This is a genomic window from Deinococcus sp. KSM4-11 (assembly GCF_004801415.1).
Lineage (GTDB): Bacteria > Deinococcota > Deinococci > Deinococcales > Deinococcaceae > Deinococcus.
In genome coordinates this window covers 36,107-58,952 of sequence record NZ_SSNX01000002.1, presented here as the reverse complement: position 1 = coordinate 58,952, position 22,846 = coordinate 36,107, and the positions used below count along the sequence as shown (strand labels likewise).

Below are 22,846 nucleotides of genomic sequence, written 5' to 3'. Positions count from 1 at the left end.
GGGCAAGACTGGGGGGTGGCCAGCGCGGCCACCCCCCTTCATATTTACTTGAACAGCGCGTTGACCTTGTCGTTCGCGGCCTTCAGCACGTCGGAGGCCTGGGCCTTGCCCAGGTACACGTTCTGCATGGCGCTCGACATGATGTCGTTCACCTCCGAGATGTGGTCGGTGATCGGGAAGTAGAAGGTGCCGCCGGGCGCCTTGGCCTGATTGATGAAGGTGGCGACGTCCACGCCCTTGGCCTTGGACTTGGCCTGTGACATGGCGGCGGCGGCCGGGATGGCCGGGAAGACCACCCCCGTATTCCCGACGATGTTCTGGCACGCGGGGCTGGCGAGGAACTTGACCCACTTCCACGCGGCGTCCTGGTTCTTGCTGCCCACCCAGATCGAGTCGGCCAGTCCGTTGAACATGCTCATGCGCTTGCCGTTGGGGCCTTTGGGCAGCGGCGCCACGCCGACCTTGAAGGGCAGCTTGCCGGTGTAGTCACCGATCATCCACGAGCCGTTGGTGACCATGGCGACCTTCCCGGCGCGGAACAGCGAGTCCGAGCCGCTCTGCACTTCCTGGAAGCTGGGGATCAGGCCGTGCTTGAGGTTCAGGTCGGCCAGCCACTGGATGGTCTGCGCGAAGCGGGGATCGTCGTAGTAGTACTTCTTGGCGTACAGGCCGTCGTTGTACTTCCAGCCGGTGGTCGCGGCCAGCCACGCCCACTCGGTCTGGCCGTTGAAGCCGGCGCCGTAGCCGGTCTCGTAGCCGTACTGCGCGACGTTCTTCTTGTCGAAGTTGGCCGCGGAGCCCAGGTTGCCGCTCTTGTCCTTGGTCAGCTTGGCGATCGTGCTCTGGAAGGTGCCGCCGTCCTTGGGATTCCACGTCAGGTTGGCCAGGTCGCTGGGCTTCATGCCCGCCTTGGCCAGCAGATCTTGGTTGTAGAAGATCGCCACGGTGTCCCAGTCCTTGGGCAGGCCGTACTGCTTGCCGTCACGGCCCCACAGGTCTTTCAGGCCCGGGTAGTAGATGTTGGTGGGTACCTTGTCCTTGGCGATCAGCGGCGCCAGGTCGAGGAGCTGGTTGTTGGCGGCGAACTGCGGGAAGTACGCGAGGTGATCCGTGAACACGTCCGGCGCGGTGCCCGACACGAAGCCGGTCGTGATGCCGGTCCAGTAGTCATTCCAGCCCTTCTGCGTGATCTTGATGGTGATGTCCGGGTTGGCCTTGGTGAAGGCGGTCGCGCAGCTCTGGTACGCGGGTTGCTGGTTGCTGTCCCACAGCCAGTATTGCAGGGTCGTGGCGGCCTGGGCGGCGCTGGCGATGGGGCCGGCGAGAACGGTGAGGGCGGCGGTGAGCGTGGCGATTTTCTTCATGGGTGACTCCTGGGCGAATGGGGGCGGAGGGCCGAAGCAGACCTGGAACTGCACGCAGTGGACAGGGGTGGAGGAATCGCGTCGGTCACGGTGGTACCTCGGAAGAAGGCGGGAACGATCCGGGTGGTCGCAGCGGGGGGTGAGAGCAGGAGGCCGGGTTACTTGGAGCCGCTGAAGGCGAGGGACTCGACGACCCGCCGGCCCAGCGCGATGAGCAGGATGAACACGGGAACGGTGGCGATGAAGGTGCCGGCCATCAGCCCAGACCAGTCCGGCGAGCCCTGGGGCGTCTGGGTTCGGAAGGTCTGCAACGCCACCGGGAGCGTGAACAGGTGGTCATCCTTGGCGATCAGGAAGGGCCAGAAGAACTCGTTCCACATGCCGATGGTCGTCAGGATTGCCAGCGTGATCAGCGGCCCCTGGGCCATGGGCAGGGTGATGCGGAAGAAGATGGTGAAGACGCTCGCGCCGTCGATCAGGGCCGCCTCCTCGGTCTCGCGGGGCAGCGAGAGGAAGAACTGGCGCAGGAAGAACACGCCGAAGGGCGACATCAGGATGAACGGGGCGACCATGCCCGGCATGGTGTTCAGCCAGCCCAGGTTCTTGATGGTGATGAAGTTGGGAATGAACAGGACGATGCCGGGGATCATCAGGGCGATCAGGAAGAGCGTGAAGATGAAGTCGCGTCCGGGGAACTTCAGCCGCGCGAACGAGTATGCGGCCATGGCGCAGAAGAAGGTCTGCCCGACGACGATCAGGAGGGTGAAGATCACGCTGTTCTTGGTGGCGGCGGCGAAGCTGATGGTGCTGCCGGAGCCGCCGGCCGCCTGCGCGACCTCGGGGGAGACCAGCCCCAGGACGCGCTGGAAGTTGATCATGGTGGGGTGGCTGGGCCATAGCCGCGCGGATTCCGTGAAGATGTCCTTGTTGCTGGTCAGCGCGGTCTTGAGGACGATCACGACCGGGAAGATCGAGATCACGACCATCAGCAGCAGCAGGGCCCAGGCGATGATGCGGCCGATCGAGACGGGTTTCTTGGGGCGGTCGGAGAGCGTGCTGGTGGGTGGGGCGGCGATGGTCATGTCAGCTCCTTCGTACTCCTGGCGTGTCGTGTAGGACGCACGACGGCACTCGGGCGATCACTCGAGGTCGGATTCGTTGGCGCGCAGCAGTCGCATCTGCACCAGGGTGAAGGCGACCAGCAGGGCGAAGAGCAGCATGCTCATGGCGGTGGCGTAGCCCATCTTGAAGAAGGAAAACGCGTTCTGGTAGATGTAGTAGACGAGTACCTTGGTCGCGTCCGCCGGGCCGCCCTGGGTGGCCACCGCGATGGTGTCGAAGATCTGGAAGGAGCCGATGACCGACGTGACGAGGACGAAGACCGTGACGGGGCGCAGCAGGGGCATGGTGATCTTCCAGAAGGTTGTCCACTCCTGTGAGCCGTCGATGGCGGCTGCTTCGTAGACCGTGCGGGGAATGGCCTGCAGCCCGGCATAGAACAGCAGTGCGTTGAAGCCCGTGTACTTCCAGATGTTCACCATGGCAATGGTGGGGATGGCCTGGGATTCCGAGGCGAAGAAGGCCTGCTTGCCGATGAACGTGTGGGACAGCCAGATGTTGACGATGCCGAGGAGCGGATCGAGCAGCCACAGGAAGATCAACGCGACCAGCACGCTGGACAGCAGGTACGGGACGATCAGCAGACCCTTGATGAACATGCTCTTGACCAGCCGATCCATGGCGATGGCGAGCAGGATCGAGAGGATGGTCTGGATCGGGATGTTCCACAGCACGTACTTGAAGGTGATGGCCAGGGCCGACCAGAATTTGGGGTCGTGCAGGGCCGTGTTGTAATTCTCCAGGCCGACGCTCTTGGGCGGACTGAGCAGGTTCCAGTCGGTGAAACTGATGGTGAAGCCGCGGATGGCGGGGTACAGGTAGAACAGGACGAAGCCGATGATGGCGGGCAGGATGAAGAGGTAGCCGATCATGGCTTCCTGGCTGCCCCGGCGGGTCTTGCGGGTGCCGGTGACGGCCATCGGCACGGACATGGGTTCGGACTGGACGGTCATAGATGTACCTCCGGAACGTCAGGCCGACTCACGGACGACCAGTGAAAGCGGGAAGACCCGCGACTCGGGGAGTTCGTTGCCGTCCAGGAGGGCCAGGAGGGCGCGCACCGCCTGGCGGGCCATGTCACCGTGCGGAATGTGGATGGTGGTCAGGCTGGGCGTGGTGTAAAGCGCGAATTCGAAATCGTCGAAACCACTGACGGCCACGTCGTCAGGAACGTTCAGGGCAAGGTCGTGGGCCGCACGCATGGCGCCGGCCGCCATCCGGTCGTTGCCCGCCAGCACCGCGTCGGGCCGCTGGCCGTCGACCCAGAGCGTGCGCATGGCCTGATACCCGGATTCGTAGGACCAGTCACCCTGCACGATGGCCGCCTCGACACCGGCCCTGGCGCAGGCGCGCTCGAAGCCGATCCGCCGACCGATGGATGTGCTGCCCGAGTCGTCGTGCGGCAGGATCAGGGTGAGGCGTGTGCGTCCCTGCGTGACGTGGTGGTCGACCAGCAGTTCCATGCCGCGTTCGTAGTCGGCGCTGATCCACGTGGCGCTGGTGCCGGGGTGGTGGTGGTCGAACAGCACGATCGGGAGTTTCCAGGCGGCCATGACCTGGTACTGCTCGGGGGTGAGGGTCGTGCCGACGATCACGACGCCGCCGAACTGCCGCTGCATGAAGCGCTGGCGCAGGCCGTCGAGTGAGGGCAGAGTGCTTTCGTCTGGCCCATGGGTGATGAATTCGGTGGTCACGCTGTACCCGTTGGCCTGCGCTTCGGCGATGAATGCCGACTGCACGAGGTTGCGGTAGGGATCGGTGAAGTTCTCCGGATCATGCCCGTAGAAGGCGCAGCAGAGGGTGGTCACGCGGGCCTCGCGCAGGGCCTTGGCGGCCTGGTTCGGGTGGTAGTCGAGGGCCTCGATAGAGGAGAGAACCCTGGCTCTCGTCTGGGGACGGATGGACGGGTGGTTGTTCAGGACATTCGAGACCGTCTGATGCGACACACCGGCGTGTGTGGCCACTTCTTTCAACGTGACGCGGGTCATGTTCACCCCCTGCTGGAATGAAGAACCGATGTGGATTTGAACGTTCAAAAATATAGAACCATAAAGCTGCAGGACTGTCAAGAGTGCGAAAAATTGTGCTCGGTAGAGCGATTATTATCGAAGACTGGATATGAACGTCGGTGTCGAGCGGCCTCATCTCTGGTTGGCTTCACCACACACCCCACATTCAGCGCCGCTTACTAAGCCAATCCACCACAATGTTTATTCGCAAGCTTAGGCACATGCATCTGCTCCGTTGTATAAACGGAGAACAGGGGTAGGGCAGAGAAGAGGTCGGCGCTTGAAAGAGCTCATATCCAATGCATGGTATGTAATCGACCCATCTCTGAACTACCCATCTCTGAACGTAACAGATGATGATCCGAGTAATACTCGACTCCACGTACAAGCAATTCAACACAGACTGCTTGAAAGCCCTCATAAGCCTTCATACGGCAAGCCGAACAGATGGGCGCAGTTTCATATCCATTCCTAGATTAAACTGCTCTCCGGCCAACTTAGCCAGCACATTCGGGTAAGGGTGGGGCGGCTAGCCTCTTATCGCTCCACGGGCTGACGGTCCCCACCGCCTCGGAATCAACTCAAGAGCGGCATCAGGGAACCTTACACCCTGATGCCGCTCTGGCCACCCGCACGCCACTGCGCACTGGCTGTCAGGGGGTCATCAGATCCTTGGTCTTCTTCACGGTGTACACCAGCGTCATGGATCCGGTCGAGTCATCGATGGTCGTGGTGTATTGCCCGGAACTCATGGGAACCGGCACCGTGACGTTGGTATCAAAGCTCCCCAGGTCATCGTCACCGCCGCGCAGGCCGGAGTCAGCGTCCTTGAAGTAGCCCGTGATGTTGAAGGAGACGCTGCTTCCCAGGTCGGCTTCCTTCTTCAAGGCGTTTGTACCGTTCATATTGATCACTTCACCGTTCCCGACAGAGACCGCATTGTCGCGATTGGCAGACCAGGCGGCGTTGCCGTCCAATTTCACTTCACCGTAGACCTCTCCGTTTTCAGCGCTGCCGTCTCCCGCGTCGTTCACGTTGATGCGGTCGAGGGTGATCTGGACTTCCTCGCCGGTCTTCACCGGCACTTTGGGCCGGGCGGTGCACTGGCGGATGTTGTAACTGGTGGTCTCGCTGACCTTGGCGATGCTTCCATCCCCGAGGTTCCGCACCTCGTACGAGATGGGCTTGTACGTCTCCAGGGCATTGGTGTTCGCAAAGTAGTCGCTGATGTTCCCACTGCGGATCAACGCCAGGGCGTTGCTGGAATCCCCGCCCACCGTCGTCACCTTGATCGATGCCGTGGACAGCAGCTGCTTTTGCGCCGCGCTGAGTTCCACCGAGGCGCCCGTGTTGGCGGACTCGTACAGGGCGTCCAGGGTGCCCTTGATCTCCTGCTCCGAACCGGACGCCGTGAAGCTGAACAGCAGAATGCGCCCATACGTGATGCTGGACACGTAGGTGGGCAGGTTGTTCGGCCCGACCGTCCCCAGGGCCTTCTGCTCGTCCAGCAGGGCCGGCGTGAACTCGGCACTGAAGAACCCCGCCGGGGTCTGCGGCGGCACGACCGACACCGTGAAGGCCTTCTCGACGAAGTTCGCGGTGATGGTCGTTTCGTTGGCCTTGCGGTTGACGTCCAGCGTCGCCTTGACCGTCAGGGGCATGTAGCGCGCGGAGAGGCCCAGATGCAGCGCGACCTCGTTGCTGGAGTTCGTTTCCTGCTTCTGGTAGTCGATGCTGGTGCCGGGCGCGACGCCCTCGGCCTTGGCCGAGGCGATGAGCTGACCGATGGCCTGCGTCACGGTCTGCAGGGTGGGATTGTCCACCGTCCGGGCGTTGTCGTTGCCGAGCAGATCGATCGACACGGCCAGCGGCGCCCGCTGCCGGATGGGCAGTTCCTTGAGGGAACCGAGTCCATCGGCGTAGCCCCTGCCCTGCAGCAGCACGCCGGGCCAGAAGACCGAGGCGTCCGGCTGGAAGGTCACGACCTTTTCGGGCGTTCGGGCCAGACCGTAGGGCGTGGTGGTGCAGTCGTAGGTGACGCCCCCCTCACCGATGACCGAGGGGACGGGCGCTCCGGCGGCCTCGTCCTTGTCAGCGATGGGCGGTGAGAACGCAGACCAGGACGGCAGGCTGCTGGTGTACGCATTGATGGCGTCCGCGTTGGGGTTGGGCGCGGAGGGCGTGGTCACGGTGATCGTGGCGCCGGGACTGGGAGTGGTCCCCGCCCCGCCCACCGCCTTCAGCCGGTACGTGTAAGCGGTGCTGGCGATCACACCGGTATCGGCGTAATTCTGGGTAGTGGCGTCGAGCGAGGTGACCATCGCGTACGCGGCGGTGTTCGTTTTGCGTTCCAGGGTGTAGGAGGAGGCGCCGGCCACGGCGTCCCAGTGGAGGTTGACCGTCGTGGGAGCGGCCGTCGCCGCGAAGTTGAGCGGATCGGACAGCGTCTGACCCGAGGGCGTGCTCCCCGAACCACAGGCGGCGATCAGCAGGGGCAGGGACAGGATCAGCAGGTAACGGGACGGAATCGGGGAACGCATGGCAAACCTCCAGGGTGAGAACGGTGGGGACGGCGGAAGGACAGGAGGCGGGCTCAGCGCGGTTCGCTCCGGGTGCGGCGCCATGACGGTGTCGGGTGCTCATGCCCAGGCGGCGGATACCAGGCCTGCACGCCGGTGGTGTACAGGACGTGGCACCGGATGCGGCCCGGTGAAAGCCCCGGAGTGAAGTCCAGTGGAAAGGCCGTGGGGATCGCTGGAATAGTCATCGGTCGCGCTCCTCACCTGAATCCGGGCGTATTTGCCGCGTGGATCTCGAGGTGAGGAGAGCGTAGAAGGGAGCCGTTAGCTGCCGTTACGTGGCCGTGACGGTCGTCTCTGGCAGCGTGATCGCCCGCTGGACGGCCGCAGTCAGCGACAACAGCTGACCCTGCAGGTACAGCTGATCGGCCTCCGCACCGCAGGTAAGCCGGGCATGACGAATCACGTCAGTGATGTCGACGCCCTGAACCTGCACGCCGGCGGCCCGCGCGAGCGCGTCCGCCGCGCCGGCCAGGATCAGGCACGTCCGGGCATCGCCCTCGGCCGCGTTGAGCTTGGCAAATTCCATCAGGGCGGCGGCCGTGCCGCGGTGCCGGCCGATCTGGGCGTACACCTCCAGCGCTTCCGTAAGCTGAGCGCGGGCCAGCGGCAACGCTCCGGCATTGACGTGCAGATCGGCCAGGTTGAACAGCGAGTTGGCGATGCCCTGGCGATCACCGAGCTCGCGTTTGATGACCAGACTCTGTTCGGTCAGACGCTGAAACTCACTGCTGGTGCTGGCCATGTTGCCCAGGTTCGCCAGAGCGTACGCCACGCCCTGCCGGTCGCCGATGCGCCGCTTGAGTTCCAGGCTCTCCTCGAAGAGCGTGCCCGCCTGCGCCGCGTCGCCCTGCAAGGCCCAGACGATCCCGAGATCATTGAGGGTACTGGCCAGTCCCCAGAGGTCCTGTGCGGGACGCTGAAGGGCCTCAGCGATCCGGAATTTCTCGCGTGCGGCGTCCAGGTGCCCGAGCTCCCGATCCAGAAGCGCCAGGCCATGCAGGGCCTGTGCCTCCAGGGCCGGCACGTGCTGCGCGCGGGCGAGCGACAGCGCCTCGTCAAGGTGAGCATGCGCGGCGTCGTAGTGTCCCAGGTCACGCGCGAGGGAACCGGCCGCATTGTGGGCACGCGCCCGTTCCAATGTCGAGGCGCCGGGCAGGGCCAGGGCCGCTTCCAGGTGTGCGGCGCCCTCAAGGTGGTGGCCGCGCACATACCAGAACCAGTACAGATCTGTGGCCAGAGTCTGCGCGCCAGACGCATCACCGTGGGCGACGAGGTGGGAAAGGGCGGCGCGCAGGTTGTCGTGCTCAAGCTGCAGCTCCGACAGCCACTGCTGCTGGTCAGGGCCGTGCAGCTGCGGCGCCGCGTCACGGGCGAGCGCAGCGTAGTACCCGGCATGTGCGGTGCGGGCGACCGCCAGCTCGTCTGGACGGGCGAGCAGCCGCGCGAACGCGAACTCCCGGATCACCGCGTGCAGGGCGTACCGTCCGCTGCGGTCACGGGTGAGCAGTGAATGGTCGCCGAGCAGCAGCAGCGTCGGCAGCGTGGTGCCGCCCACAGAGCGGGCGGCACCCAGATCGAAGCCTCCCCGGCACACCGACAGGCGGGCGAGGGCCACCTGCGCGCCGGGCGGCAGCAGGGCCCAGGAATGATCGAAGGCGGCCTGCAGGCTGCGGTGCCGGGACGGCCGGTCCGGACTGTCACTGCCGAGACCCTCCAGGCCCAGCTGCAGTTCACGGGCCACGTCCTGGAGCGAGAGGGTTCCCAGCCACCCGGCGGTCAGCTCCAGTGCCAGGGGCAGTCCCCCCGTCTGCTCGACCACCGTCACCAGGGCAGCCAGGGACTGCGGGGTGAGGGCCAGATCCGGCTGTACGCGGCGGGCGCGCTCCAGGAACAAGCGGATCGCGCTGGAGTGCGCGGCTCCGTCCAGGGTCGGGGTGGCGGGCAGGTCGAGTCCGTCCACCGGCGTCAGCCATTCCTCTTGCAGTCCGAGACGGATGCGGGACGTCGCCACCAGCTGCAGGCCCGGAGCGGCGGCCAACAGGCGGGTCATGAAGGCCAGCAGCTCTTCACGCGTCTCCCCGCCCAGCAGGTGCTCGAGGTTGTCCAGCACCACCAGTGACGCACCCGCCTGCAACGCGGCCAGCACCTGCCGTTCCGGGGCCTCGGCGCCCCCGGCCGCCAGGCCCAGGGTGGTGGCAAGCGCTGAGATGACTGCCTCCAGCGAGCCGGCGGCCTCCAGCGCCACGAAGTGCAGGCCGGCCGGTCTCGGCTCGCTCCGGCGCAACACCTCCAGCGCGAGCCGCGTTTTGCCGGCCCCTCCCGGCCCGCTCAACGTGAGCAGTCGGGTCGCTGGATCCGCCAGCCGGGCCAGCAGGCTGTCCAGCTCGTCCTGCCGGCCGATGATGGGCGCACGACCGGCCCCGAATCCCGCGGTGTCCACGCCGGACCGCCGTCCGGAATGAATGGCCCCATACAGCGCGGTCGTGGCCTCGGCTGGAACCACGCCCAATTCCCGGCGCAACTGGGTACGGAAGCGGTCATACACGGCCGCGGCGCCCTGCACGTCGCCCAGGCGCGCCGCGCAGCGCAGGCTGGCCTGGACAGCCTCCTCATGGTAGGGACTGACCAGCATGACCTGCTCGAGCCAGGTTCGGGCCTCGCCCGGCTGACCGCTGTGTTCAAGCTCCTCCGCGTGACTCAGGGCCGCATCGATCCAGAGCTGCTGCAGGTCATCCCGCTCCGAGTCGAGCCAGGCTTCGAACGCAGGCAGATCCGTGGGGCGCAGGTGAGCGAGCAGGGGCGCTCGGTACGCGGTCAGCGCCTCGTGCCATCGCCCGGCCAGGCAGGCGTCCCGGAACGTGCGGACGTCGCTGGGCGCGCTCCACTGCACGTCAGCGGAGGTGGCGGCCACGGCCGCGCCCCACGGGCGACTGCGCACGCGGTGGAGCATCTGGCGCAGTCGGTTGCGGCCGACTCCTTCGTCGACCTCGGGATACAGGAAGTCGAGGAGCTCCAGGCGCGACAACGGCTGTGCCGTGCTGGCCAGCAGACTGAGCATCCACAGGGACGTGTCGGCGGGCAGCGCGTCGACCGTCCCGTTCACCACAGCTTCCGGCGCCCCGAGAAGACGCACTGAAATAGGGAATGGTTGCTGAGCCTCGTCCACATTGCCTCGCCACTGTCTGGAATGCCCGCAGTCTAGCCTCTCCAGCCCGCGTGGCGGCAGCTCGACAGCAGGGCAAGGCCTGATTTCGGTGGCGATGCCGCGCAGGAGGGGCAGCACAGGTGACGCGTCCCGGAGGCAGGTTCCCAGGGTTCAGACGCCTCCTTGGCAACCTCTGGACAGTTCCGGCAACCCAGCCTATGTTGCTGAACCACCACGTTCGGCACACGTGGTCTCAACAGGACTCATCTCAGTAACAATGTAAGAAATGCCCCAACAATAGGAATTTAGGTTCTTCTTACAACATATTGGATGAGCGGATTATACGCTGAACTGAATGAAAATACTGACACTCTCTATCATCGTCGCCACGCTTTCAGTACAGGCCGCTGCCCAGACCACCGTGGAATTCTGGCATACGTTTGGCGACGCCAAAAGGGGTGGATGGATACAGGATCGGGCCGACGAGTATACCAAAGCCCATCCAGGTGTTCAGGTGATCCCGACATTCAAAGGCAACGACAACGATCTGATCACGGCCACCATCCTGTCTGCCCGGCAGAACACCCCACCGGCCCTCACCCAGATCTTTGAAGGAGGCAGTCAGCTGGCATTGGACAGCGGCGTGTTTCAGCCGGTCAGCGGCATCAAGAACGTCGATTTCAGCGATTACATCAAACCAGTCATCAACTTCTACACCATTCAGGGCAAAGTGAACTCCCTGCCGTTCAACTCCTCGAGTCCAGTGCTGTACTACAACAAGACACTGATGAAGCAGGCTGGCCTGGATCCCAAACGCCCTCCGACCACCTTCGGCGGGCTGCTCGCCGACTGCCGCAAGATCGAGGCCGCCAACCTGGGCGTGAAGTGCTTCGGCATGAGTCTCAACGGCTGGTTCATCGAAAACTGGATGGCTGAGCAGGGCCAGCCCTTCCTCAACAACGACAACGGCCGCAGCGGCCGGGCGACCGCGACCAACCTCGACAGCGCGGCGGCCAGAACCATCTTCACCTTCTTTAAGACTCTTCAGGACAACGGCTACTACAGTTACACCGGGAAGCTCGAGGACTACGACGGCAGCGACGCGATCTTCAACAACCAGAAGGTCGTGTACCACATCACCTCCACCTCGAAGATCGGCAACAACGGCGACGCGGCGAAGAAGGCCGGTTTCGACCTGGGAGTGGGCGTGTTGCCCATTCCGACCGGCAGCAAGCGCAACGGCGTGGTGCTGGGCGGCGCCTCACTGTGGATTGCCAAGAACATCAGCAAGGAGAAGGCCGAGGCCGCGCTCGATTTCGCCCTGTTCATGACGAACACGAAGAACATGGCCGAGTGGCACAAACTCACTGGCTACTACCCGGTGCGGCAGAGTTCCATCGCGCAGCTCCGGGCGGAGGGCTGGCTCGCGAAGGCGCCCCTCCAGCTCGTGGCCTTCAACCAGCAGACGAATACCATTCCGAGTCCTGCGACGGCCGGCGCCCTCAATGGTGCTGGCCCGGCCACCCGCAAGATCGTGGAGGAAGCCATCCAGCGGGTGCTGAGCGGCACCTCAGTGGATGAGGCCCTCAAGGAGGCCAAGACGCGGGCCGATGCGGCGCTCGCCGAGTACAATGCCAACTTCAAGTGACGACCGCCGTGCCAGCTCATTTGGTTCTGGATGGTGAGAGCTGGCAGGGGACCGGTCACAGAGTGCCTGCATTCTGAGACCCCCGACTTGTCGTTCCCGTCAACGCGGTGGCTAGAATCAGGGATGGCCATTCCTGATCTGGCGTCCAGCGTGGCCCGCCGGCTGCTCCAGATTCCCGGTGTGCAGGGAGTCGTCCTGGGCGGCTCATACGCGACCGGCACCGCAACTTCGACGTCCGACCTTGACCTGGGGATCTGCTACGACCACACCGCTCCGCTGGCCATGGCCGCCCTCAACGCACTGTGCGCCGATCTCGACGATTCAGGAGTTGCGACCGCGTCTGACCCCGGTGGCTGGGGCCCGTGGGTGAATGGGGGAGCGTGGCTCACCATCCAGGGAAGGCGGGTCGACATCATCTACCGGGAACTCGGCCGCGTCGCGCACAGTGTTCAGGAGGCCCGTGAGGGTCGGGTCACGTTGCACGTCCAGATGGGTCACCCACACGGCATTCATGGCCATCAGTACGCGGCTGAACTGGCCTCGTGCGTCATTCTCGACGACCCGACGGGACGCCTGGAGGCGCTCCGAGCGCAGGTCAGCGTCTATCCACCGGCGCTCAGTCGCTCCCTCGAGGGGGCGTACGGCTGGGCGCCTGCCTTCTGGCTGGGGGGTGCCGACAAGGGGCTTGGTCGCGGTGACCTGTCCTATGTTCAGGGATGCGCTTTTCAGGCGGTCATGGCCATGGTGCAGGTCATCTGTGCGCGGGCCCACCTGTGGCTGCTCAATGAAAAGGGAGCGGTAGAACGAGCGGCCCGCTGTCCAACAGCTCCTCAGGACTTTGCGCGCCGGGTCAATGCGGCGGTCGCCGGGATGGATCTGCCAGCCCTCCACCAGTTGGCCGCGGAGGTCGCCCGACCACGCACCGATCGTGACGACTCGCCGGCCACAGCAGCAAGCGGCGAATGAACAGAAGAGGAGTCAAGGCCTTGGTCTCGCTCCTTCAGTCCCGGATCACCAGCCGCTGAGATCGTCCTTCAGGTCGTCGACCGCCAGAGCCGCATAGCCCTTGCGGGTGGTGTCCACGGATTCGTGTCCGAGGTGCGCCGCCACCCGGCCGAAATCCTTCACCTGTTGCAACAGCCGCGTCCCGGCGTACTTGCGCCCCGGATGAAACCCTCGGAAGCCCACGCCCGCCGCCCGGAAGGCCTTTTCCAGGTGGTACCGGGCCGTCATCACGCTGGCATACCGGAACACCTGCGTTCCCGGCGTGGTGCGCTTGCCATCCGCGTGATCGGGGCCGCCCGGCCCGAACAGGGCCCGGTAATGCCGCGCGGCGCGTGCCAGGCTGGTGCTCATGGCCACTGTCCGCGCCTTGCGGCCCTTCCCGCTGCGCACCTGGATGCGCCGCGCCGCTTCGTCGAGGTCATCCCAGGCCAGGGCCAGGGCCTCGCTGATGCGCAGTCCCGCATGGGCGGTCAGGAACACCAGGAATTTCGCGTGCACGTCGGCAACGTCGATGACATCTGCGAGTTCGTCCTCGGTGTACGGCGGCCTCTTCACGAGACCGGACGTGCGGTCTTTCGGCACCCGCGCATCCCGGAAAGGATCGGCTTCGGTCGCACCCGCCCAGCGCAGCGCGCGGTACAGGCAGCCGGCCGCCGCGACCTTGAGCTGCACGCCCGCCGGCTTGCGGCCATCTGCGAGCATCTGGTTCACGTAACTCTGCGCGTCATGCCGGCCAGGACGAAGCAGGTTCACTGCCTGCCGCGTGGCGTACTCGACGAATTGCCGGGTGCCGAGGGCATAGGCCTCCACGGTGCGGGGACTGGTGAGCACCCCGCTGCCACCCGAGTGCGCGAGGTAGGCGGTGGTGAGGGACACGAGGGCCGCGACGTCCTTCTCGCCGGCGGCCTGCACGGCCCGGCGGCGGAGTTCGTCATCGTGGAGGTTCGTCCACTCCCGCGTGCGCGCCAGCAGATCGCCCTGGTACGGAACGAGCGTCATGGCAGGACGTGGACGCTCACGCCGAGCGGCAGCGTGGCCCAGGCTGGGACGACCGTCAAGACCGTCGCGCCCAGCGTTTTCCCCAGGGCCAGGCAGGCCCGGTCTTCCAGTGACAGGCCATGCGTGGCCGCGTATGGATGCCACACGGCGCAGAGTTCCGCGTGTTCCGCGGTAAACGGTTGAACCACGAGTCCGTACGCCTCCAGATCCACACTGGCGGCGCGAACGTTGCCGCCACGGTCAGCGATAGTGGCCAGTACCGCTGCGAAACTCACGCTGCTGAGCAACGCACCGGGAAGGCGAGCCTCCACGTGTTCAGCTCCAGGTTCCTGCCTGAGCCACGCGAGAACGGCACCCGTCTCCAGTACCACCTGCGTCATGCGTGCTCCGGTTCAGCGGACGATGCCAGATCCTGCTCCCTTTGAGCCACGGCGTCACTTGCCTGAAACGCCGAGCGCAATCTGTGGAGGACATCCATCCGGCGTTCCAGAATTAGGCGGCCATCCTCCAGCCGTGCGAGAAGCTGTTCTCCTTCCTGTACCCGCATGGCCTGACGGAGTTCGGATGGAATGACAATCCGACCCTGGGCATGAACCTTGATTTCGTGGGATCTGGTGTAGGTCATGCCACAAGACTACAAAATATGTACGGCTACGCATCAAAGTGGCACAGCTTCGACCACTTTGTTCTCTCTTACCTAAGGTCTGTTAGGTAAGAGAAGCGGGTAAGCGCAGAATAGTGTCGCCGATCACGGTGGTGCAAACGTTGACTTCCTCAATCTTGTCGACCCCACAAGGAGGCTGCCCTTCAAGGTCGCCTGAGGGCAGCATCCATTTCCACGGCGGTGAGTGAACCTCACAGGAGTACTGCATATATAGATATATAGAGGAACTTCATTCCTCCAGGGCTTTGAATCACCGATCCACCGGCGCGCCCCGCTAGTAGCGGTCGCCCACGACCTCAATCCCGGCCATGGCGGTTTCGATGTCGCTCAGGTCAGCCGCCGTCAGTTCGATGTCTGCCGCGCCGTTGTTCTCGTCGAGGCGTTCCAGTTTGCGGCTGCCGGGAATCGGGACGATCCAGGGCTTCTGGGCCAGGAGCCACGCCAGGGCGATCTGCGCGGGTGTGGCTGCGTGCTGCTTGCCGATCCGTCCGAGCAGGTCGATCACGCTCTGGTTGGCCTGGATGGCTTCAGGCGTAAAGCGCGGGTTGCGGCTGCGGATGTCGTTGCTGGCGAACGTCTGGTCTGCCGTGATTGTTCCGGTCAGGAATCCGCGTCCGAGGGGGCTGTAGGGCACCAGGCCGATGCCCAGTTCCTCCAGCGTGGGCAGGATCTCCGGCTCGATCGCCCGCCACCAGATCGAGTATTCGCTCTGCAGGGCCGCCACCGGCTGCACGGCATGGGCGCGCCGGATGGTGGGCGCATCGGATTCCGACAGGCCGAAATGTCTGACCTTGCCCTCCTGGATCAGTTCCTTCACGGTGCCGGCCACGTCCTCGATGGGCACCTGAGGATCCGGGCGGTGCTGGTAGAACAGATCGATGGCATCCACCCGGAGGCGCCGGAGCGATTCCTCGGCCACCTGGCGGATGCGTTCGGGTCGGCTGTTCACGCCGGTACCGGGGGCGGGTTTGCCGTCCGGGCCGGGATTGAACCCGAACTTGGTGGCGATCACGACGCGTCCCTTGTAGGGTTCGAGGGCCTCACCGACAAGTTCCTCATTGGTGAACGGGCCGTAGACCTCGGCAGTATCGAAGAAGGTGACGCCGCGCTCGACGGCGGCGCGCAGGAAGGTGATCATCTCGGCGGTGTTGCCGATGGGGGCGTCGCCGAAGCTCATGCGCATGCAGCCCAGGCCGAGCGCAGAGACGAGGGGGCCATGACTCCCGAGTTGACGTTGCTGCATGTGTGTTCCTCCGGTGAAAGGGAATGAACTGGACAGGTCTGATCGCTGGTGCGGAACGGGGTCGCGTGTGGCGAACCGCAAGCGGATCATGTGTATCTCCGGCCCAGCTGCGTCCAAGTATGGTCGGCGCGCTTCACGGTGGGTTGCCTATTCGTGCGGCGATCTTGCCGTGTTCTCCGGAATCAGCCGTCAGTCACGCAGGCTGACGCCACTCGTAAAAGCTCCACAGGTGAGCCTGTGAACCGCCCACACGCAGTGCCGGACGGTTCCGAGGGCGGCCCTTATACTCTTCCTGCCTCCGGAGGAACGCAGTGGAACCCGTTCTGGAGGGCACTGGAGCCCGATGACCCATTCTGCCGTCCATCCGCTCGATCATCCGGTCTGGCTGGCCCTGACCACCGAGCAGGCCCCGTTCGCGCAGGGACGCGGGCTGGCCCGTGCCTTCCCGCCGACGATTGCGCGCTTTGCGGCGATGGAAGAACCCACTCCGGCAGGTTTCGCCGCCCTGGCCGAAGTGCTCGGGCCACAGATGATGGCGATCACGCTCACCGCCGCGGCCCTCGAGGTGCCCCGGCCCTGGACGGTGCTGCAGGACTTCGTGATCGTCCAGATGGTCGGTGACACTGTGGACGAAGCACCGGATAGGGAGTATCCGGTGCTGGGTGAGGCGGACGTGCCGGACATGCTGGCTCTGGTGAACCTCACCCGGCCAGGGCCGTTCGCCGCCGAGACGTACCGACTGGGAACCTACTACGGCCTGCGGGTGGATGGCCAGCTGGTCGCGATGGCCGGTGAGCGCCTGCACCTGCGCGGCTTCACTGAGATCAGCGCCGTCTGCACGCACCCGGATCACCAGGGGCGCGGGTACGGGAAGGCGCTCGTGCAGCGGGTCAGCCAGGGCATCCTGGCGCGTGGGGAGCGGCCGTTCCTGCACGTGAAGACGGACAACGCCGGTGCCGTTCGCGCGTACCGGCGGGTGGGTTTCGAGGAGCGCGTGGGCATCCACGCGACTGTGCCGGTTGCCCCCAGCGGTCTGACTCCCTGACCGCTGGGGGCAACCGGCACGCCCCTGGGGTCAGTCCGGCGAGATGTCCACGTCGGCATTCAGTTCGTGCCAGCCGGGCGGCAGGGTCGCGTCGGGCAGGGCGGCCCGGTTCACCCGCGTGACCCGCATGAGGTCGTGGCCACCCGCCCGGAGGGCCAGGGGCACACCCAGGCTCGCTGACCAGCAGGTCTCCTGAGCGACGGCTCCGGCAGGCTGGATCCGCCACCACGTGCAGGACTGGCCCGCGATGGTCGCTGCAGCGCCGCTCAGCCGGGTCAGGCTCACCGCACCCGTGGGCCGGTCGAGCAGGTGCTGCACACTCCACCGATCTGTGAAGATGCCCAGCCGGTACAGGTTCACGCGGTGAACGGTGTACGCGACCTTCCCCGGCAGGTTCCGCAGCTGGTAGAGGTCTTCCCCGTCCGCGGCGGGGCTCAGGCGCAATTCGGTGCGCTGCCCGGTGCGGCGCACGACGTGGCCCTGCGCGGATCGCCAGAATTCCAGGGGCTGCGCGTGGCCCTGCGCGTCCTGGAAGGTGGCCACCAGGTGCACAGCGGCCTTGATGTCCCCGAAGGTCTGCGCCCAGGTGGCGGACGGGGCCGCCCACGCCCCGCCCGCCAGAGCAAGGGTGGGCAGCGCGGCCACGGCCAGGAGCTTACTTGCGGACGGGCGCGGCACGGTCGAGGTAGGTGTAGGACTTGCCGGCCTGCGTGACGGTCTTCACCTTGAGGTCGAAGGAGTACGACGTCTGGCTGGCGTCGATGTCCTTGCCGTCGGGATCGGTGGGACGCGCGACGATCAGGCCCGTGGCGGCCGAGGCCGGGGTGACCGTCTGGGCGGTCACGGGCACGGTCAGCGCGTCGTTGCCCCTGAGGGCCTCGAAGAGCACGCGGCCGTCCGCTTTGGGCAGGCTCACGCCGAAGATCGCGGCGACAGTTGGGGCCACGTCGACGTTCCCGCTCGGGGCGGTGTTCGCGAAGCCGGTGCGGAAGTTCGGGCCGCTGGCGAGCAGCGTGTTGTGCACGTCGATGGGGCTGAACGAGCCGTGCATGCCCCGGTTGTTCCCGGCGCTCTCGTACTCGGTGCCGGGGAAGCCCTGCACGGTCGCGGCGGCATTGAAGTTGAAGCTCACCACGATGTCCGGGTTGCGGCCGCTGGCATTTTCGAGGTGCACCTTGCTCATGGGCAGGGTGCCGGGAATCTGGTAGCGGTCGTCGACGAAGATCGCGCCGTACTCCTGGCGGGATTGCAGGAATTTCACAGCCCTGGCGACCTGCGCGGCGTCGTGCTCGGGCTGGTAGAGGTAGTCGCTGCCGCCGTTCGCGGCGATCACGAAGCTGCCGGGCGTGAGGGTGGCCGGCACCTTGTAGCTGGGCGTGACATAGGCCGTACCCGCCGCGCCGCAGATGCTGCCGTCGGCGTCCACTTTGGGGGTGTACACCGGGGTGCCGTCGGCCTTGAGGCCGCTCATGACGGGATCGTTGATGCAGCCGTTGCCGTCGAAGGCTGTGAACCCCGCGCGGGTCATCAGGTCGGCGGTACGGACGTCGCCGGACACGGCGTAGCCGCTGGGATCAACCGCCCCGGTGGCGCCTGCCGTGATGGCGCGCAGCGGGAACAGCGTGGCGTCACCCGCCACGTTCGAGTGGCCGTGGTCGCTGACCACGATGATATTCGTGCTGTCGAGTTCGCCCAGCGCGGTCAGCTTGGCGCGCAGCTGGCCCAGCAGGGCGTCCTGGGTATGCAGCGCGTCGCGGAACGGCGCAGTGCCCACGCCGTAGGCATGCTCGGTGGAGTCCGGCGAGCGCAGCCACACCAGGCTCAGGTCGGGCTTCACCGTGGGCAGGATGTAATTCAGGTACGCGGACATCAGGTACGTATTCGCATCGGCGTTCAGCTCGGTGGTCGCGGTGGTGGGGTCGCTGGTGACCTTGTCGGTCAGGGTGAGTTTGGCCTTCCCGGCGGTCGGATCGCCGTTCGTGGCGCTCAGGGTCACCGAACCGTCCGGGTAGGCGATGGGCGTGAGCTTCGGCAGCGGCAGCCCGGCCGCCTGAAGGCCGGTGGCCAGCGACGCCGGGTACGCGTGCCGCTCGTCGAGCACCACGCCGCCGCGTTTGTAGTCCTGCAGGAAGGCCGGGCCGGACTTGCCGACCGCCGCCGTCTTCAGGCCCTTGGCCTGCGCCACCTTGAACAGCGTGTCCACCTGCATCAACTGCCCCGAGTAGAAGGTGTCGAGATCCTGCAAGATCGCGTAGTCCTCGGTGAAGGCCGGCTGCTGGAAGCTCACGGCCTTGCCACCCGAGTCGGCGCCGGTCGCGCCGGGGGCCCACAGGGTGTTGCCGTAGAAGCCGGTCGTGCCGGGGAACGACCCGGTCGCGAGGCTGGCGGCGTTCATCATGGTGAAGGTCGGGTAGGTCGAGTGGTTGTCCTTGAAGTTCACGCCCGCCTGCTGCATGGCGTACAGGTTGGGTGTGTCGGCCTGCGAGATCGCGTCCGGCCGCATGCCGTCCCACACGAAGATGATCGTCCGGTGCGGCGTGATCGCGGCGGGCGTCGTGGTGTGCGTCATCGAGCAGCTGCCCAGGGCCAGGCTGGCGAGCAGCACGCCCGCACTCAGGGGGATCGTTTTCACGGCGTTATCAGGCTCCTCGTTCATCAGGATTCTGTCAGCTACCCAGGCCGCTTCGGATCCGTCACCGGAGGCCCTCTCCACTGCTGTGTGGATGGTCGGCCTGGGGCCCGGGTGTTCCGGGCTGTGATTGACACCAGCCCCTTCGTTCTCTACGCTGCTCGCATTGCATAGCGGAACGCCGGCAGAGGGTCGGCCAGACGAATCAGTCGGCTAGAGTATGGGTTCTTGCAAACGTTTGTAGCTTTCTCATATTCCGGCTACGGGTGAAGGGGGTGGAGCAATTACAGTCAACCGGCTGGCCGAAATTGCGAAACTGGCGGGCGTGTCGGCGGCCACGGTGTCCCGCACCCTGTCCCGCCCTGATCTGGTGGCGGAACGGACGCGGCGGCGCGTGCTGAACGCCGTGGAGGCCACAGGTTTCCGGCAGAACGAACTGGCCCGCAGCCTGCGCCAGCAGGAATCCCGCACCATCGGCCTGGTCGTGACGGATCTCAACCCCTTCCACGCCACGCTGGTCAAGGGCGTGCAGGACACCGCCGAGCGCAACGACCTGAACGTCATCCTGTTCACCAGCGACGACTCGGCCGCCCGTGAGCGCGAGGCGCTGTCGATCCTGCGCAGCCATATGCCGCAGGGACTGATCCTGATTCCCAGCGCGCACACGATCCAGCACGCCCGGCTGCTCCAGGGCATGACCGTCGTGGAACTCGACCGGCAGAGCGGCCTGGACGGCGCCCATACCGTGCAGGTGCACAACCGGAGCGGAGCCCGTCAGGCCGTGCGCCACCTGATCGCGCAGGGGCACCGGCGCATCGGGGCCATCTTCGGGCAACTGCATGTGAGTACCGCCCACGAACGCCACCAGGGCTTCCAGGACGCCCTCGCGGAGGCGCAGCTGCCGTACGACGGAACGCTCGTCCGCTACGGCAACGACCTGGAGCCCAGCGGCCGGGCGGCGGCGCTGGAGCTGCTGGACGTTGCCCCGGCCGGGCGACCCACGGCCCTGTTCGTGAGCAACCACGAGATGACGGTCGGCGCGATCATCGCCATGCGCTCGCTGGGCCTGAAACTGCCGGGCGACCTCTCGCTGATCTCCTTCGACGATTCCCGCCTGATGCTGCTGCACGAGCCGCCGATCAGCGTGGTCGCGCAGCCGACGTATGAACTCGGCGTCCGCGCCTGCGAGGTGCTGATCTCCGCCCTGTCCGGCGGTGACGTGCCCCAGCACGTGCGACTTGACGCTCCCTTCATCGCGCGGGGGTCGGTGGCCCCGCCATGACCGGGCCACCGCCGCAGCGACGCCTCACTCGTGGCCACCGGTTCCAGCAGACTCCAGTTCCGACCCGTTCACGCACCGCCGCCGTCCAGGCGCACCGGGAGGCAAGATGAAAACAGGATTCTCAGACCACCACCCGGCCTCGGCAGTCAAACGGTCGAGACGGTGAACGGGCAGGGGTTCAGGAGGGACAGCATGTCAGAGGAGGGCCGCCCATGACGCGCCGCCTGACGGTCGCGCAGGCCCTGGTGCACTTCCTGGCCGCTCAGCACAGTGAGCGGGATGGGGTACGCCAGCGGCTCATTCCCGGCGTCTGGGGCATCTTCGGACACGGCAACGTCGCCGGTGTCGGGCAGGCGCTCGAAGAATACGGAGATGGGCTTGGGCTGCCCACGTACCGGCCGCAGAACGAGCAGGGCATGGTGCACATCGCCGCCGCCTTCGCCCGCCACCGCAACCGCCTGCAGACCTACGCCTGCACCGCCTCTGTTGGTCCCGGCAGCACCAACATGCTGACCGGCGCGGCCCTGGCGACCGTGAACCGCCTGCCGGTGCTGCTGCTGCCGAGCGACCACTTCGCCAGCCGAATTCCCGATCCGGTGCTCCAGGGCCTGGAACACCCGTCCGAACACGACCTCAGCGTCAACGACTGTTTCCGCCCCGTGAGCCGCTTCTATACCCGGATTTCCAGGCCGGAGCAGCTGCTGTCGGCGCTGCCCGAGGCGATGCGTGTGCTGACCGATCCGGCCGAGACGGGCGCGGTCGTCCTGTCGCTGCCCGAGGACGTGCAGACCGAGGCCTACGACTGGCCGGACGCGCTGTTCGAGGAGCGGGTGTGGCGGGTACGTCGGCCGGTGCCCGAACCCGACCTGATCCAGCAGGCCGCCGACCTGATCCGCGCGGCCAAGCGACCCCTGATCATCGGCGGGGGCGGCGTGATCTACAGCGGGGCCGGGCAGGCCCTGACGGCGCTGGCCGAGGCGACCGGGCTTCCCTTCAGCGAATCGCAGGCCGGCAAGGGAGCCGTGCCGTGGAACCATCCACAGAACGCCGGGCCGATCGGCGCCATCGGCGGACTGGCCGCGAACCGGCTGGCCCGGGAGGCCGACCTGATCGTGGCGGTGGGCACGCGCCTGGGAGATTTCGTGACCGCCAGCAAGACGGCCTTCGCGCCGGGCGTGCAGGTCATCGGCCTGAACGTGGTGCCGATGGACGCCGCGAAACTCGGCGCACTCAGCCTGGTCGCCGACGCCCGGCAGGGCCTGGAGGCGCTGGCCCACGCGTTGGCTGGCTACACGGTGGACACCGGGTACGCCGCCGAGGTGAACGCCCTGCGACAGGAGTGGAACGCGGCGGTGGACGCCCAGCGGCAGGACACCGGCAGCACGCCGCCCTCCCAGGGCAGCGTGATCGGCACGGTGAACGACACCATCGGTGGGCACGCCACGGTGATCTGCGCGGCGGGGAGCATGCCCGGCGATCTCGTGCGGTTGTGGCGGGCGGAAGACCCGAAGGCGTACCACGTGGAGTACGGGTATTCGTGCATGGGCTACGAGATCCCGGCGGGGCTGGGCGTCGCGCTGGCCGAGCCGGGGCGGCGCGTAGTCGTGATGGTCGGGGACGGCTCGTACCTGATGATGAACAGCGAGCTGGTCACGGCCGTGGCGGAGAACGTGAACCTGACGGTGGTGCTGGTGGACAACCGCGCGTTCATGAGCATCCGGGGCCTGCAGATGGAGTGCGGCTCGCCCAGTTTCAACAATGAGCTGCGGCACCGCAATCCGGCGACGGGGCGCACGGACGGCCCCACGGTCGACCTGGATTTCGTGAAGCACGCCCAGGGCATGGGCGCGCACGCGGTTCGGGCGGAGACGCTGGGTGACCTGCGCTCCGCGCTGGAGGAAGCGCAGGCGCAGGGGGGCGTGCACGTCATCGTCGTGCCTGTGAACCTGCGCGAGCGCGTCCCTGGCTTCGAGAGCTGGTGGGACGTGCCCATTGCCGAGGTGTCCGCTCAGGAGACCGTGGCCTCGACCCGGCGGGCCTACGAGGGCCATCTGGCGAACCAGGTCACGTACTTTCCCTCCACCCAGCCACAGGACGTGAAATGAACAGACT

General features: G+C 66.0%; 17 protein-coding genes. 5 read left to right on the top strand and 12 right to left on the bottom strand.

Annotated elements, in window-relative coordinates; genetic code table 11:
* Positions 1-44 precede the first annotated feature (44 nt).
* From E7T09_RS07455 to E7T09_RS07430, 6 genes are all read right to left on the bottom strand, one after another.
* Positions 45-1,364: a sugar ABC transporter substrate-binding protein gene (locus E7T09_RS07455; protein WP_136388568.1), complete on the bottom strand. Its 1,320-nt coding sequence runs from the start codon at positions 1,362-1,364 to the stop codon at positions 45-47.
* 158 nt (positions 1,365-1,522) lie between these two features.
* Positions 1,523-2,446, bottom strand: coding sequence for a carbohydrate ABC transporter permease (locus tag E7T09_RS07450; RefSeq protein ID WP_136388567.1), 924 nt, complete (start codon positions 2,444-2,446; stop codon positions 1,523-1,525).
* A gap of 57 nt (positions 2,447-2,503) precedes the next feature.
* The gene (locus tag E7T09_RS07445; RefSeq protein ID WP_240741671.1) at positions 2,504-3,436 is read right to left on the bottom strand and encodes a carbohydrate ABC transporter permease; all 933 of its coding nucleotides are present in this window, start codon (positions 3,434-3,436) and stop codon (positions 2,504-2,506) included.
* Between the two features lie 18 nt (positions 3,437-3,454).
* The gene (locus E7T09_RS07440) at positions 3,455-4,471 is read right to left on the bottom strand and encodes a LacI family DNA-binding transcriptional regulator (protein WP_136388566.1); all 1,017 of its coding nucleotides are present in this window, start codon (positions 4,469-4,471) and stop codon (positions 3,455-3,457) included.
* A gap of 674 nt (positions 4,472-5,145) precedes the next feature.
* Entirely contained in the window at positions 5,146-7,032 is a 1,887-nt protein-coding gene (locus E7T09_RS07435; protein ID WP_168734749.1) for a thiol-activated cytolysin family protein, read from the bottom strand.
* Between the two features lie 313 nt (positions 7,033-7,345).
* Positions 7,346-10,177: a BTAD domain-containing putative transcriptional regulator gene (locus E7T09_RS07430; protein WP_136388564.1), complete on the bottom strand. Its 2,832-nt coding sequence runs from the start codon at positions 10,175-10,177 to the stop codon at positions 7,346-7,348.
* A gap of 397 nt (positions 10,178-10,574) precedes the next feature.
* Here E7T09_RS07430 and E7T09_RS07425 point away from each other — a divergent pair, with 397 nt between their 5' ends.
* Entirely contained in the window at positions 10,575-11,867 is a 1,293-nt protein-coding gene (locus E7T09_RS07425; RefSeq protein ID WP_136388563.1) for an ABC transporter substrate-binding protein, read from the top strand.
* A gap of 123 nt (positions 11,868-11,990) precedes the next feature.
* Positions 11,991-12,833 carry a nucleotidyltransferase domain-containing protein gene (locus tag E7T09_RS07420; RefSeq protein ID WP_136388562.1) on the top strand — a complete coding sequence of 281 codons (843 nt, stop codon included), beginning with the start codon at positions 11,991-11,993 and terminating at the stop codon, positions 12,831-12,833.
* A 45-nt stretch (positions 12,834-12,878) separates the two neighbouring features.
* On the opposite strand, the gene E7T09_RS07415 is transcribed toward E7T09_RS07420, so the two are convergent.
* From E7T09_RS07415 to E7T09_RS07400, 4 genes are all read right to left on the bottom strand, one after another.
* Positions 12,879-13,871 (bottom strand): site-specific integrase, encoded by a 993-nt coding sequence (locus E7T09_RS07415; RefSeq protein ID WP_136388561.1) that lies wholly within the window; start codon positions 13,869-13,871, stop codon positions 12,879-12,881.
* Positions 13,868-14,251, bottom strand: coding sequence for a PIN domain-containing protein (locus E7T09_RS07410; RefSeq protein WP_136388560.1), 384 nt, complete (start codon positions 14,249-14,251; stop codon positions 13,868-13,870). The genes E7T09_RS07415 and E7T09_RS07410 overlap by 4 nt, the downstream gene beginning before the upstream one ends.
* Positions 14,248-14,496 carry an AbrB/MazE/SpoVT family DNA-binding domain-containing protein gene (locus E7T09_RS07405; RefSeq protein ID WP_136388559.1) on the bottom strand — a complete coding sequence of 83 codons (249 nt, stop codon included), beginning with the start codon at positions 14,494-14,496 and terminating at the stop codon, positions 14,248-14,250. The genes E7T09_RS07410 and E7T09_RS07405 overlap by 4 nt, the downstream gene beginning before the upstream one ends.
* 313 nt (positions 14,497-14,809) lie before the next feature.
* A complete protein-coding gene (locus E7T09_RS07400) occupies positions 14,810-15,778 on the bottom strand; it encodes an aldo/keto reductase (RefSeq protein WP_136388558.1) in 969 nt (322 codons plus the stop codon).
* 343 nt (positions 15,779-16,121) lie between these two features.
* Here E7T09_RS07400 and E7T09_RS07395 point away from each other — a divergent pair, with 343 nt between their 5' ends.
* Positions 16,122-16,823 (top strand): GNAT family N-acetyltransferase, encoded by a 702-nt coding sequence (locus tag E7T09_RS07395; protein WP_136388557.1) that lies wholly within the window; start codon positions 16,122-16,124, stop codon positions 16,821-16,823.
* 30 nt (positions 16,824-16,853) lie between these two features.
* Here the strand turns inward: E7T09_RS07395 and E7T09_RS07390 are convergent, their stop codons facing one another.
* Entirely contained in the window at positions 16,854-17,501 is a 648-nt protein-coding gene (locus tag E7T09_RS07390; RefSeq protein ID WP_136388556.1) for a hypothetical protein, read from the bottom strand.
* Complete coding sequence (locus E7T09_RS07385) at positions 17,479-19,455, bottom strand: alkaline phosphatase family protein (RefSeq protein WP_205746955.1); 1,977 nt, start codon at positions 19,453-19,455, stop codon at positions 17,479-17,481. The genes E7T09_RS07390 and E7T09_RS07385 overlap by 23 nt, the downstream gene beginning before the upstream one ends.
* Positions 19,456-19,705: 250 nt before the next feature.
* Here E7T09_RS07385 and E7T09_RS07380 point away from each other — a divergent pair, with 250 nt between their 5' ends.
* Positions 19,706-20,734 (top strand): LacI family DNA-binding transcriptional regulator, encoded by a 1,029-nt coding sequence (locus E7T09_RS07380; RefSeq protein ID WP_370293824.1) that lies wholly within the window; start codon positions 19,706-19,708, stop codon positions 20,732-20,734.
* 212 nt (positions 20,735-20,946) lie between these two features.
* The gene (gene iolD / locus E7T09_RS07375) at positions 20,947-22,839 is read left to right on the top strand and encodes a 3D-(3,5/4)-trihydroxycyclohexane-1,2-dione acylhydrolase (decyclizing) (protein ID WP_136388554.1); all 1,893 of its coding nucleotides are present in this window, start codon (positions 20,947-20,949) and stop codon (positions 22,837-22,839) included.
* The last annotated feature ends 7 nt before the right edge of the window (positions 22,840-22,846 follow it).

Bases quoted from the DNA above. Each gene is read 5' to 3' on its own strand.
- E7T09_RS07405 (WP_136388559.1), bottom strand. From the start codon at position 14,496: ATGACCTACACCAGATCCCACGAAATCAAGGTTCATGCCCAGGGTCGG.
- E7T09_RS07410 (WP_136388560.1), bottom strand. From the start codon at position 14,251: ATGACGCAGGTGGTACTGGAGACGGGTGCCGTTCTCGCGTGGCTCAGG.
- E7T09_RS07425 (WP_136388563.1), top strand. From the start codon at position 10,575: ATGAAAATACTGACACTCTCTATCATCGTCGCCACGCTTTCAGTACAG.
- E7T09_RS07395 (WP_136388557.1), top strand. From the start codon at position 16,122: ATGACCCATTCTGCCGTCCATCCGCTCGATCATCCGGTCTGGCTGGCC.
- E7T09_RS07435 (WP_168734749.1), bottom strand. From the start codon at position 7,032: ATGCGTTCCCCGATTCCGTCCCGTTACCTGCTGATCCTGTCCCTGCCC.
- E7T09_RS07440 (WP_136388566.1), bottom strand. From the start codon at position 4,471: ATGACCCGCGTCACGTTGAAAGAAGTGGCCACACACGCCGGTGTGTCG.
- E7T09_RS07420 (WP_136388562.1), top strand. From the start codon at position 11,991: ATGGCCATTCCTGATCTGGCGTCCAGCGTGGCCCGCCGGCTGCTCCAG.
- E7T09_RS07450 (WP_136388567.1), bottom strand. From the start codon at position 2,446: ATGACCATCGCCGCCCCACCCACCAGCACGCTCTCCGACCGCCCCAAG.
- E7T09_RS07445 (WP_240741671.1), bottom strand. From the start codon at position 3,436: ATGACCGTCCAGTCCGAACCCATGTCCGTGCCGATGGCCGTCACCGGC.
- iolD (WP_136388554.1), top strand. From the start codon at position 20,947: ATGACGCGCCGCCTGACGGTCGCGCAGGCCCTGGTGCACTTCCTGGCC.
- E7T09_RS07400 (WP_136388558.1), bottom strand. From the start codon at position 15,778: ATGCAGCAACGTCAACTCGGGAGTCATGGCCCCCTCGTCTCTGCGCTC.
- E7T09_RS07455 (WP_136388568.1), bottom strand. From the start codon at position 1,364: ATGAAGAAAATCGCCACGCTCACCGCCGCCCTCACCGTTCTCGCCGGC.
- E7T09_RS07415 (WP_136388561.1), bottom strand. From the start codon at position 13,871: ATGACGCTCGTTCCGTACCAGGGCGATCTGCTGGCGCGCACGCGGGAG.